Origin of the sequence: Candidatus Sulfurimonas marisnigri, assembly GCF_015265475.1 — a bacterium.
GTDB classification, from domain to species: domain Bacteria; phylum Campylobacterota; class Campylobacteria; order Campylobacterales; family Sulfurimonadaceae; genus Sulfurimonas; species Sulfurimonas marisnigri.
The window spans coordinates 1,271,150-1,283,255 of record NZ_CP054493.1 but is presented as its reverse complement, the minus strand read 5'-3'; the positions used below and the strand labels follow the sequence as shown (position 1 = coordinate 1,283,255).

The 12,106-nt window shown below is 34.4% G+C and carries 14 protein-coding genes; 11 read left to right on the top strand and 3 right to left on the bottom strand.

Annotated features, from left to right (window positions below):
- The first annotated feature begins 201 nt into the window (after nt 1-201).
- The 7 genes from HUE87_RS06480 (at nt 202) to HUE87_RS12925 (ending at nt 3,825) form a co-directional block, all read left to right on the top strand.
- Nucleotides 202-480, top strand: a complete 279-nt coding sequence (locus HUE87_RS06480) for a hypothetical protein (RefSeq protein WP_194365405.1) — start codon at nt 202-204, stop codon at nt 478-480.
- A 251-nt stretch (nt 481-731) separates the two neighbouring features.
- Nucleotides 732-1,064, top strand: coding sequence for a hypothetical protein (locus HUE87_RS06475; RefSeq protein ID WP_194365404.1), 333 nt, complete (start codon nt 732-734; stop codon nt 1,062-1,064).
- Between the two features lie 68 nt (nt 1,065-1,132).
- Complete coding sequence (locus tag HUE87_RS06470) at nt 1,133-1,375, top strand: addiction module protein (RefSeq protein ID WP_194365403.1); 243 nt, start codon at nt 1,133-1,135, stop codon at nt 1,373-1,375.
- A gap of 8 nt (nt 1,376-1,383) precedes the next feature.
- Nucleotides 1,384-1,683, top strand: a complete 300-nt coding sequence (locus tag HUE87_RS06465; RefSeq protein ID WP_194365402.1) for a type II toxin-antitoxin system RelE/ParE family toxin — start codon at nt 1,384-1,386, stop codon at nt 1,681-1,683.
- Nucleotides 1,684-1,745: 62 nt separating this feature from the next.
- Nucleotides 1,746-2,987 carry a TIGR03862 family flavoprotein gene (locus HUE87_RS06460; RefSeq protein ID WP_194365401.1) on the top strand — a complete coding sequence of 414 codons (1,242 nt, stop codon included), beginning with the start codon at nt 1,746-1,748 and terminating at the stop codon, nt 2,985-2,987.
- Between the two features lie 116 nt (nt 2,988-3,103).
- Nucleotides 3,104-3,610, top strand: a complete 507-nt coding sequence (locus HUE87_RS06455; RefSeq protein WP_194365400.1) for a ferritin — start codon at nt 3,104-3,106, stop codon at nt 3,608-3,610.
- Nucleotides 3,611-3,612: 2 nt separating this feature from the next.
- Nucleotides 3,613-3,825 carry a DUF1450 domain-containing protein gene (locus HUE87_RS12925; RefSeq protein WP_194365399.1) on the top strand — a complete coding sequence of 71 codons (213 nt, stop codon included), beginning with the start codon at nt 3,613-3,615 and terminating at the stop codon, nt 3,823-3,825.
- Between the two features lie 20 nt (nt 3,826-3,845).
- Here the strand turns inward: HUE87_RS12925 and HUE87_RS06445 are convergent, their stop codons facing one another.
- Entirely contained in the window at nt 3,846-4,700 is an 855-nt protein-coding gene (locus HUE87_RS06445; protein ID WP_194365398.1) for an NAD(+)/NADH kinase, read from the bottom strand.
- A gap of 184 nt (nt 4,701-4,884) precedes the next feature.
- Between HUE87_RS06445 and HUE87_RS06440 the strand changes: the two genes are divergently transcribed.
- The 4 genes from HUE87_RS06440 to HUE87_RS06425 all read left to right on the top strand — a co-directional run bounded on the left by HUE87_RS06440 (nt 4,885) and on the right by HUE87_RS06425 (nt 10,393).
- Entirely contained in the window at nt 4,885-6,675 is a 1,791-nt protein-coding gene (locus tag HUE87_RS06440) for a sensor domain-containing diguanylate cyclase (RefSeq protein WP_194365397.1), read from the top strand.
- Between the two features lie 65 nt (nt 6,676-6,740).
- Nucleotides 6,741-8,495: an aspartate--tRNA ligase gene (gene aspS, locus HUE87_RS06435; protein ID WP_194365396.1), complete on the top strand. Its 1,755-nt coding sequence runs from the start codon at nt 6,741-6,743 to the stop codon at nt 8,493-8,495.
- Complete coding sequence (locus HUE87_RS06430) at nt 8,495-9,064, top strand: adenylate kinase (RefSeq protein WP_194365395.1); 570 nt, start codon at nt 8,495-8,497, stop codon at nt 9,062-9,064. The genes aspS and HUE87_RS06430 overlap by 1 nt, the downstream gene beginning before the upstream one ends.
- A gap of 291 nt (nt 9,065-9,355) precedes the next feature.
- Nucleotides 9,356-10,393 carry a sodium:calcium antiporter gene (locus HUE87_RS06425; RefSeq protein WP_194365394.1) on the top strand — a complete coding sequence of 346 codons (1,038 nt, stop codon included), beginning with the start codon at nt 9,356-9,358 and terminating at the stop codon, nt 10,391-10,393.
- Nucleotides 10,394-10,495: 102 nt separating this feature from the next.
- Here the strand turns inward: HUE87_RS06425 and adk are convergent, their stop codons facing one another.
- Both adk and HUE87_RS06415 read right to left on the bottom strand, forming a co-directional pair.
- Nucleotides 10,496-11,143, bottom strand: coding sequence for an adenylate kinase (gene adk, locus HUE87_RS06420; protein ID WP_194365393.1), 648 nt, complete (start codon nt 11,141-11,143; stop codon nt 10,496-10,498).
- 76 nt (nt 11,144-11,219) lie between these two features.
- Nucleotides 11,220-12,029 carry a CHAD domain-containing protein gene (locus tag HUE87_RS06415; protein WP_194365392.1) on the bottom strand — a complete coding sequence of 270 codons (810 nt, stop codon included), beginning with the start codon at nt 12,027-12,029 and terminating at the stop codon, nt 11,220-11,222.
- Between the last annotated feature and the right edge of the window lie 77 nt (nt 12,030-12,106).

Below are 12,106 nucleotides of genomic sequence, written 5' to 3'. Positions count from 1 at the left end.
AAAAATAAATCAATAATATGACAATTTGTCATTAAATTGATTAATTATTACTTTAAATAGAACAATTAATGTGTTCTATTAATCATTAATATTAAGTCTTAGTTCACTATAATGCTAATGAATAAATAGTTATATGAAAAGTTTTAAAGAGATTTTTTATGTGACTATTGTAACAGTAGCACAAAACTTAAGGAGATGTTTATGAAAATATCAAGATTTATAACTACAAGTATACTAGGTGCTACATTAGCAATTATAATTTCAGGTTGTTCAGCAGCAAATGTTCATTCTAATATGAGAATAGCAGATGCAAATTCTAACATGGAAACCAGATGTGTTGAATTGGATATGAGAGATCAAAAAGACATGGATGAAACACTAGCAAAATATGATGGCTGGAGAGTATTCTATATTTCAGAATATACAACTGGAAATAAAATTGGAACACATGGTAGCGTTTGTTTTGAAAGACAAAAATAACTTAATTCTCTAAACATATAACAAGTACTTGGAAAGAAATATGAGCCCCTGCGCACTTCATATTTCTCAAGACACCCGTTAGATGACATAGAAAAGTTATGGTAACCAGACACAATAGTTAAAATTGGGATTGATAGTGAAAAACGACTTTATCTTAAAGCAATAGGTATTCAACCCTGGGGTGTATAATTTGACAATCTTGATATATAATATGTTAAAAATTTAGAGACAACATTAATAAGGAACCGTAAATGGCTATAGATAATTCACTATATGATTCACTAGAAAATACATATTTTCAGATAAAAGATTATTTAGATAATAATCAACTTGGACGAGAACATTCGGCAATGATCATAAAACATGAAGAATTAGCTGATCTATTAGAGAGGTTTGATATTGAAGCTCTTGAAGAACAGTCAAAAGATATAAACACATTACATGAGCAGTTTAATGATATAAAAGAAGTTTCTAACAAGATTGTTGAAGACCTTAAAGACGTTGGTGACTCTGTTGCTATTGCAGCTAAAGTGGTTAGTGGGTTAGATAAAGTATTTTTAAAGATTGCTAATATCATTGTATAAAAGGAATAAAATTTAGAAAAATCTTATTGTGTTATAATTACATATTAAAATAAAATTGGGGGATACATATGATACAACTATCAATTGAAGAGCCAAAAATTGAAAACTTTTTTAATAGCTCTAAAGAAGAAATTTTAAAAGCATTAAAATTTATCGTTGATAATGATATTCACGATTTTTCTACAAGAAACAATACTTCTGAACTTAACGAGGCACAAAAAAAAGAACTTAATTCCAGAATTGACTCTTTTCATAAAGACCCATCATTAGGTCGAAATTGGGATGAGATTAAAAACGATTTAGAAAGATAAAGATAAATTTGAATTTAAAACTACATCCACTTGCAGAAAATGATTTAAAAATTGCATTAAACTATTATTATGAAATAAGTCCAAAGTTAGAAAAAAGATTTATATCTCATCTCGATAAACTATTTAACAGTATTTTAAGCTCACCAGACACTTATCCATATGAAACACAAACGTCTCAAAAAGTAGTTATGAAAAAGTTTCCTTACATTATCATTTACGAACAATATGAAGATATAGTAGTGATATTAGCAATTTTTCATACAAGACAAAATCCGACTAAGTTAATCGAAAGACATAGCAAAGCCTAGCCGTGAACGCATACATTACTAAAAAATATCATTAAACATTTTAATCACAAAGGATTGGATTTATGTCGTCAGATATTTCAGAAACATTATCATGCAAAATTGCTATTATCGGGGCTGGTCCCGCGGGTCTGATGGCGGCACAAGTGTTGTCTGATGCGGGTTATTCTCCGACGGTATTTGATGCTATGCCTTCTGCGGCACGTAAGTTTTTGCAGGCGGGACGTGGGGGATTAAATCTAACACATGGTGAAGACTTTACCCTCTTTGCGAGCCGTTATTTTGAAGCCCAACCTTTTTTACAGCCTGCACTAGAAGCCTTTACCCCCAATGACATGCGCTTGTGGGCACAAAGCCTTGGTTTTGAAACCTATGTTGGCTCTTCTGGCAAAGTGTATCCCCTAGATAAAAAAGCCGGCCCATTGCTACGTGCTTGGTTACGTAAACTCAAAGCAAATAATACTCAGTTCAAAATGAAACATCGTCTAGTTGGTTGGTCGAAGGATGTTTGGCAGTTCCAAACGCCTGATGGCCTTAAGGATTATTCATTTGATTCGGTGATTTTGGCTTTCGGTGGCGCCTCTTGGCCGCGATTAGGCTCAACTGGCGCTTGGACAAAAACATTGAAAGATAAAGGGCTATTAATCGCCCCGCTTAAACCAGCAAATATGGGTTTTAATGTTACTTGGTCAGAGGTATTTAGGGAGAAGTTTTCAGGCACCCCGCTAAAAAATGTAGAACTTAGCTTTACAGATATTAACGGTAACCTTCAATCCAAACTGGGTGAACTCTTAGTTAGTCAAAATGGAGTTGAGGGCAGTTTAATCTATACCTATTCTAAATTTCTCAGAGAGCAAATAGAGCAAAAATCTCCGTTTACGGTCTATTTAGACCTTTTCCCACATCGCACGCAAAGTCAGTTACAGCAACAGCTCAGTGGCAAACAAGGTAAGCAGAGTTTGAGTGCTTTTTGGAAACGCTTAGGATTGGAGGGCGTTAAGGCTTCTTTACTTAGAGAGGTGTTGGCAAAGGAGTCGTTAACTAAGCCTGAGTTAGTGGCAAAGACACTTAAAAAGTTTCCATTACAATTAGAATCTTATCGACCCATTGAAGAGGCAATTAGTACAGCTGGGGGCTTAATGTTTGAAAATCTAGATGAACAGCTAATGCTCAAGGATTTCCCTGGCGTATTCTGTGCTGGCGAAATGTTAGATTGGGAAGCGCCAACGGGAGGCTATCTATTGACGGGCGTAATGGGGCAAGGTAAACAGGCAGCACGAGGTCTTTTGAAATTGTTAGAAAAGTAAATAGTCAATTTTTGATAAAAAATAGACCCCCTATGATTTAATTTCCACTCTTACAGTGTGAAAAAATGTCTTGTGTAATATTTTGGTTATAATTATGTATAAACAAGGAGTAAACTATGATTAACAAAAAAATGGCATCTGAGTTAAACACACAACTCAATAAAGAATTTTATTCCGCATACTTATATCTTGGTATGTCGAGTTGGTGTGCAAATACTGGATATAACGGTGGTGCTAGTTGGTTTATGTTGCAGTACGAAGAAGAGAGTATGCACGCACTTAAAATCTACAAGTACATTTTAGACCAGGGAAGTAAGATTGAACTTCTAGCAATTGAGCAGCCAGATATTAATTACACATCTCTTTTAGAGTGTTTTAAAGATAGTTTAAAGCACGAACAAATGATGACACATTCATTAAATGAGTTATGTGACTTGGCAAGTAAACAAAAAGATCATGCATCTTATGGATTCTTACAATGGTTCATTCAAGAGCAAATAGAAGAAGAAGCAAGTGTAGGAGAAATTATCTCTAAACTAAAACTTGTTGGTGATGGAAATGGCATATTCATGATTGATTCTCAACTCTCTCAACGTAAGTCAGGTACTCAAGTTAGTGAATAAATATGTTAATAAAACTTTGTAAAAATTACTCTAAAAAAAAGAAATTTACAAAAAAATTAGTATTAAGTTTTCCGGATGCAGAGATTATGATTAAATCATGCATCGGGATGTGTAGGTCTTGCAAATCTAAGCCTGTTGCCAATGTAAATGGTGAAAAAATTAAAAAAAATAGTATTAAAAAATTTATAAAATTTATAAAATCTAAACAAAGATAAAGACAAGAAGCGTAAAGCGGCTATTTTCCCCAGTTTAGCTTTTCTTTTAGTACATCAAAATAGTTAAACTCTTCTTTATGTATTAGTTTTATGGTTTTTGACGCAAGTTCAATATATACACTCTCACCTAAGCCGAGTTCATGCATATCTTGTCCATCTATTATTATTAAAGCTCTCTCTTCAGATGTTCTCATCTCAATTGCATACTTTCCAGGAAGAATAACAGGTCTTTGCGTTAGAGAATGTGGACAGATTGGGGTAAGAGCAAAAACATTTGTCATCGGAAATAGCACAGGTCCTCCGGCTGAGAGATTGTATGCAGTTGAACCTGTTGGAGTACAAACTATAACCCCATCCCCATAGTAGGTATTAAAAGGTTTAGAGTCTATTAAAGTTTCTACATGTATCATATTTGAGACGCTTGTTCTGGTTAAAACAATGTCGTTAAAAGCGTACATTTTAACCTTTTTTGAGTCTTTGATTACCGTAGCTTCAAGTATAGCTCTCTCGTCAACTTTATACTCTCCTTTGATAATTTTTTGAATAAAAGAGTCAAGTTCATCAATAGATAGATCTGCTAAAAAGCCCAATGTACCTGCGTGAATACCTAAAACTGGAATATCAAATTCAAATGATTTTCTAACAGTAGACAGAAGCGTACCATCGCCGCCAATGGTAACTAAAATGTCAGCATAACTACAAATTTTCTCAAACTCTTCACCTTCGAAGTTAATCATTTGAGCACTTTTTTTCTCAAGCATTACTTCGATGTCATAAGAATTGAAAATTTCCTCTAACCTTATGTAGCTATCTTTTAGCTCAGGCGTTGACGGTCTTAAAACAACACCTATTTTTTTAATAATTTTATTATTCAAAAACGACTCTTTATTGAAATATTTTAGTTGATTATACACTTTTATCGATTAAATGTATAAAAAGGTTTCGTGTTGTCCCAAGATATTTAAAAGATTATAAATTTGATAATTATAAAAATATATTAATAATTAATTTCAGTTTTACAAAATCATAAAAATGATATATTTATCCAAAGGATAAAAGATGTTGAGTGGTAGACGTTTTCTAAAAATATTATCATTTGGGCCATTGCTACTTATCCCTCTTATGGTTGGACTGCTGTCATTCTTGTATATAGAGATGTATAACAAAAGCTTTGAGTTTAGCCTAAAAGAATTAGAAAAAGACATGTATGAGATGGAAATGAGCACAGGTAAAGATAAGATATCTAGCGTTTCCGATATTATAATCTATCAAAAATCTACAACACAAGAAAAACTTAAATCTCGTATTAAAGACCGTGTTAATGTTGCATATGAAATAGCAAATAATATCTATAATAAATATAAAAACGTAAAGTCTAAAGAAGAGATACAAAATATCATAAAAACATCACTAGAAACTCTTACTTGGAATAATGGTGAAAGCTTTATTTATATGTTGGATTATGATGGAATATTTAGACTCGCTCCAAAACACTTAAAGCATCTAGAAGAAACTTGTGCTATTGATCTTCAAGATTCAACAGGCAAATATATAATCAAAGAAGAGATAGCGTTGTGTATAAATGATGACGGAGGTTTTCTTTGGAATACTTTTACAAAATCACCAGATAGTGGTAAAAAGCATAAGCAAATCGTATATGTGAAGGCATTTAATCATTATAATTGGTACTTAGGTTCAGGTGAATATATTGACTCTGCAATAAAAAAAACAGATAAAGAGCTTCTTAAGACTATTGCGGAAATAAACAATATTGGAAATCGATATATTTTTGTTGTGCATAAAGATGGATATATACTTTTTCAAAAAGCAATTCCAGATCATATTAGTCAAAATATTTCTGATTTTGAAAAAAAATATACTCTAAAGGCTATAGAAAAAATCACTCAAAGTATGAAAGAGAATAATAGCGATTATGTATCTTATAATTGGGTTAATTTACAAACAGAAACTATTGAAGAAAAACTCTCTTACATTATGAAGGTTCCTGGCACAGATTGGATTATTGGAACAGGGTTTTATTTAAAAGATATAGAGCAAGAGATAGCTTTAAAGAAGAGTGAAATGTATAAAATATACTATGAGAAATCTCAAAGAGTTATCTATCTTACAGTGCTTATTATGATAGTTACTTTCTTTATCTCTTATTATATTTCAGCAAAAATAAAACAAAGCTTTTTAAATTATGAAAGAAGAATTAGTTTAAAAAATTTAGAATTAGAACAACTAAATGAAGGACTAGAGCAAAAAATCAAAGATAGAACCAGTGAACTTCATAAGAGTGAATATGATTTAAAAATAAAAAATGATATCCTTGAAAAACTTTCTAGGCGTGATGGTTTAACAAATATAGCAAACAGAAGATATTTTGATGAAAATTTTGAAATCAAGTGTAAAGAGAGCTCAAGAGAACAAACATCACTTGTTGCTATTATGATAGACATTGATTGTTTTAAAGATTATAACGATCACTATGGACATGCAAAAGGTGACGAGGCACTTAAAAAAGTTGCAAAAACTCTTGAAAATGAGTTAAAACGACCAAGTGATATGGTAGCTAGATATGGAGGAGAGGAATTTGTTCTTCTTTTAAAAGATGTAGATATAAAAGGTGCCAAACAAGTAGCTGATTCACTTTTAAAAGCTATAGCAAATTTAAAGATTCCTCATGAATACTCAATAGTAACTAATATTATTTCAATTAGCATAGGTGTTTCTTACGCTGATGGGTATGAGAACATTGATAAGGAAGCTCTTTTAAAAGAAGCAGATGATGCTCTTTATGAGGCAAAAAATAGTGGTAGAAATAAAGTAGTTATGAATAATACTTAAAACTTATTATCCAATAAGACAATTTTAGATACAATCCCAAAAATTATATTTAGGACTCTATTTATATGAGAAGTCATTATTGTACAGATTTAAATGAAGCAAACGTAGGACAAGATGTTATTCTAGCTGGTTGGGCAAACAATTACCGCGACCATGGTGGAATTATCTTTATAGATTTAAGAGATAAGACAGGTTTAGTCCAACTTACTCTTGACCCAGAAGATGGTGCTGAGGCACATAAAGTTGCCGATGGTGTTCGTGATGAGTTTGTTCTGATCGCTAAAGGGACTGTTCGTCTTCGCGGCGAAGGTTTGACTAATCCAAAACTAAAAACAGGTGCTATTGAGATTATAGTTACTGAGCTTATAATTGAAAACAAGTCTGCTACTGTTCCTTTTGTAATCGGTGATAAAAGTGTTGGCGAAGAGACTACGCTTAAATACCGTTACTTAGAGCTAAGAGACCCTGATTTATACGAAGTATTTCGTCTTCGTAGTAAAGCGGCAATCGCAGCTAGAAATATCCTTGATGAGAATGGCTTCTTAGAAGTTGAGACTCCAATTTTAACTAAATCAACTCCAGAGGGTGCTAGAGATTATCTAGTTCCATCTCGTGTTCATAATGGCGAGTTCTACGCACTTCCTCAATCACCACAACTTTTCAAACAACTTCTGATGGTTGGCGGATTTGATAGATACTTCCAAATAGCAAAATGTTTCCGTGATGAAGATTTACGAGCAGACAGACAGCCAGAATTTACTCAAATAGATGTTGAGATGAGTTTTTGTAACCAAGAAGATGTTATTAAAGTAGCTGAAGATTTACTTGTTGCAATGTTTAAAGCATGTGACGTTGATGTTAAGCCTCCATTTAACCGTATCACTCACAACAACGCTATGGAATGGTATGGTTCTGATAAACCAGATATGAGATATGACCTTAAAATGGTTGACGTTATTGATATTTTTGAGAGATGTGACAACGAAATCTTTACAAACATTGCAAAAACTCCTCATAAGAACCGTATTAAAGCTCTTAAAGTTCCAGGTGCTGATTTAATATTCTCTAAGCGTGAGATGAAAACTTTTGAAGACTTCGTACGTAAGTTTGGAGCTCATGGTCTTGGTTACTTCCAGATGAAAGAAGATGGTCTTAAAGGTCCTCTTGTTAAATTTTTCAGCGAAGAAGATATCGCACTTATTATAGAGAGAACTGAACTAGCAGTTGGCGATGTTGTATTTTTTGGTGCCGGCGATAAGAAAACTGTACTTGACTACATGGGTCGTCTAAGAATTTTCCTTGCAGAGCATGAGAAGATGAATATACTAGATAGAGATGCATTCGAATTTGTATGGGTTGTTGACTTCCCAATGTTTGAAGTTGAAGATGGAAGAGTAAAAGCACTTCACCATCCGTTTACTATGCCTAAAGACACAGATAAAGAGAATGTAGAAGATATTGAGTCTATCGCTTACGATATTGTTTTAAACGGTACTGAACTTGGTGGTGGTAGTATCCGTATCCACAAACAAGATGTTCAAAATGAAGTGTTTAAACTTCTTGGTATAGAAGAAGAAGAAGCACAAGAGAAATTTGGTTTCTTACTAGATGCTCTTAAATTTGGCGCACCTCCACATGGTGGTTTTGCTTTAGGTTTTGACAGATTGATGATGCTTATCACTAAAAAAGCAAGCATTAGAGATGTTATAGCATTTCCTAAAACACAAAAAGCTTCTTGTATTCTTACAAAAGCACCAAGCCCGGTTGATAACAGTCAACTTCGTGACCTACATATTCGTTTGCGCGAACAAGTAAAATAGTGAAAAAACTTTTTTTAATTATCGGAGCTCCAGGCTCTGGTAAAACTACAGATGCAGAACTCATAGCAGAGCAAAACAACGCAATAACGCACTACTCTACCGGCGATATGTTAAGAGCAGAAGTTGCAAGCGGTAGTGAGATTGGCAAAGAGTTAAACTCTTACATGTCAAAAGGTTTAATAGTGCCTATTGAAGTAGCTATTAAAACTATCACAAATGCTATCAAAAATGCTCCTACGGATATAATCATTATAGATGGTTATCCTAGAAGCATGGAGCAGTTAAATGCTTTAGATGAGTATCTACATGTAGACTCATCTTTAGAGCTTGCAAGCGTAATTGAAGTACATGTAAGTGAAGAGACTGCTCGTGACAGAGTTCTAGGTCGTAACCGTGGTGCTGATGACAACAACGAAGTATTTAACAACCGCATGAAAGTCTACACTGAGCCTTTGGCTGAGATACAAGCTTTTTATAGTGCTAAAAATCTTTTACATGTAATAAGTGGCGAAGGTACTATCCAAGAGATAGTTCACGAGATGGGAAGTTTTATCAACTTTAAAATCTAGTTTCTAAGTTAAACTTGGAAGCTCACACATCTAAATTATATATTTTTCAATATGCTATTTTTGCAAGCGCCAAGTAGACCCCATCTTGAAATTTATTTTCTCCATAATCCCTTCATATTTTTTTTATACAATTACACTCTTAAGTATCAGTGATATTCTGGCAACTTTTGGTGCCTTTGTGTCGGTATTGAACGCTATAGAAATTTTAGTGAATTTTCTTTATATCTAAAAACCAAGGTATCGTCATGAATGCTCCATCGGATACGTCAATATTAATATCAGAAAATTAGCATGACATATTTTGGCAGTTTGCCGTTAGTTTTTATTGTAACAGCTTTTGCTGTCGCTACAGCAATCATCGGATGGTTTGGTATCAAGATGACCAAAACTGCTCGTGAACTCGCGCATGGCACAGGGCTAGGCGAAGCACTTATGGGAGCACTGTTCATTGGGGCATCAACGTCTTTGTCTGGTATCACAATGTCCGTTTCAGCAGCAGTTTCAGGACATGCAGAGCTTGCAGTGAGCAACGGATTCGGAGGTATTGCTGCTCAAACCGCATTTCTTGCGTTAGCGGATATTGCTTACCGGCGTGCAAACCTGGAGCACGCAGCTGCATCAGCTGAAAATCTATTTATGTCTGCTTTTCTTCTTACCTTGCTGTCAATCCATGTACTTGCGCTTTCGTTTCCGATTGTCAGTATCTTCAGCATACATCCTGCTACGGTAATTTTAGTGATTTCGTACATCTTTGGCGTATATCTGCTGGCTCGAACGCACGATATGCCGATGTGGCTTCCAAGAAAAACAACAGACACGCCGGCAGAACATTCGAATTACAACCGAAGTCACAAGCCCAACATTTGGATGCTCTGGTTGTACTTTGCCGGCTACGCAACTATTGTCGCCTTGGCTGGCTGGTCTCTCGCTCAGCTAGCAATACCTCTTGGGGAAAAAACAGGTTTATCGCACGGTGTCGTCGGAGGTGTATTTACCGCTGTCTCCACTTCAATTCCTGAGCTCGTTGTTGCCATTACCGCAGTTCGTATGGGCTCTATAAATCTAGCAGTTGGTGACATTATCGGCGGTAATGCATTTGATACCCTCTTCATCTCTGCATCTGATATTGCCTATCGAGAAGGTTCAATTTACGCTGCTATGACGAGTACTGAGCAGTTCTGGTTGGCAAATTCGATGCTAATGACAGGTGTGCTTCTTATGGGTCTCATATACCGTCAACGCCATGGACCAGGAAACATCGGTTTTGAAAGTGTAACCTTACTCATACTATATTTCGGGGGACTTGTAATTCTATCTGTAGCTGGATAGAGCTACGAAAGAATCTTTTTTCATAGGTGATTAAAGAGCATAAGCGGTGGACGATAGAAGAGGCATCCAGAAAACTCCGGACACACTACATGTAGGAGTTGATTAACCTAATTTAGAAACGATGCTAGCCTCAACATCAGCGATGTCAGCTGTTCCGTCTACGGTTATGTAAGTTAAAGTGTCAAGTTTAGAAGCTTGTTCTTTATAGTAACCTATAAGCGGGCTTGTAAGTTCATGGTAAACTTTTAGTCTATCAAGAACAACCGACTCTTTATCATCTTCACGTTGAACTAACTCTTCACCCGTTACATCATCTTTGCCTTCAACTTTTGGCGGGTTGTACACAAGGTGGTAAGTTCTTCCGCTTGCCAAGTGAGCACGACGACCAGCCATACGGGTAACTATCTCAGAGTCCGGAACATCTATCTCAATAACGGCATCAACAGTAATGCCTGCATTTGTAACGGCATCGGCTTGAGGAAGCGTACGAGGAAAACCATCTAAAAGATAACCGTTTTTACAATCATCTTCAGCGATTCTGTCTTTTACAAGACCGATGATAATCTCATCTGTTACCAGCTGACCTGCATCCATAGCAGCCTTAGCCATTTTACCCATATCAGTACCGGCCTTTATAGCCGCTCTTAGCATATCGCCTGTGGAGATTTGAGGGATGTTGTACTTTTTGGTTAAAAATTGAGCCTGAGTACCTTTTCCTGCACCTGGAGCTCCTAGTAATATTATTCTCATTGTTATCCTATTTGTTTTGTTGATGATATTATATATAAATGAAGTTAAAATAAACTATAAAGCGTCAATGTCCTATTTACAACAGCCACTCTTTGGAGTCTTTAAATATATATAGTTTCTCTCTCGCACTGTTTAGATTTTTTTTAAAATAATCTTTTAATTCTATCAATTGTTTTTTTGTGAGCTCACCTTTTAGGCTCTTGACAAACTCTAGTCTTACTAAATTATCTTGAATCGCTCCAAATAAATCTTGTAATATTTTTAATTTTGACAAATCTGTAGAGATTTTTTTACCTTCATCAAAACATTGCTCGTAAATATTAAGAGCATAACGAAACTTTTTAAACTTCATCCGCAGTTCATGAAGCTCAGTAAAAGATGTACTTTCATCTATTTTGTTAAAATCGCCGTAGATGATTTTTTCTATGTTTTTAATAGTTTTGTAGTTATTCACCCTACCTATTTTTTTGTATAAAAAAAACTTATCGCTTTTACTCATTGTATAAAAATCTTTTAAATTGTTTTTATACTCATCACTCTTAACCGCAGAAGAAAACTTTTCAAAAAGAGTTGCTCTTTTTATATTTAAAATATTATGTAGTTTCTTTTTTATTTGAGCTGAACATGTAAAGGTCTCTATTTCACCTAAAAATACATCTAAATCACGTAAAGCAGAAGTAGGTTTAATTATTCTTTTTATTAGTTTTGATAGTTCTTTAGATTTTTTTTTATCTACTTGTTTTGCATATACTTCACTGCATGCATATAGTTTTCTTAAATTCACACGATATTGATGTAACACTTCTATGTCTTCATAGTTGTCTAGTCTGATATACAACTCATTTGTTACATTAGCTCTCTCTTTAAACCACTCTCTAAAATCCATTACAAGTACCTTTTTGTATCACATGTATTAGATAATACAGCAATATACTTTAAAATACAAATAATGATATACTAATT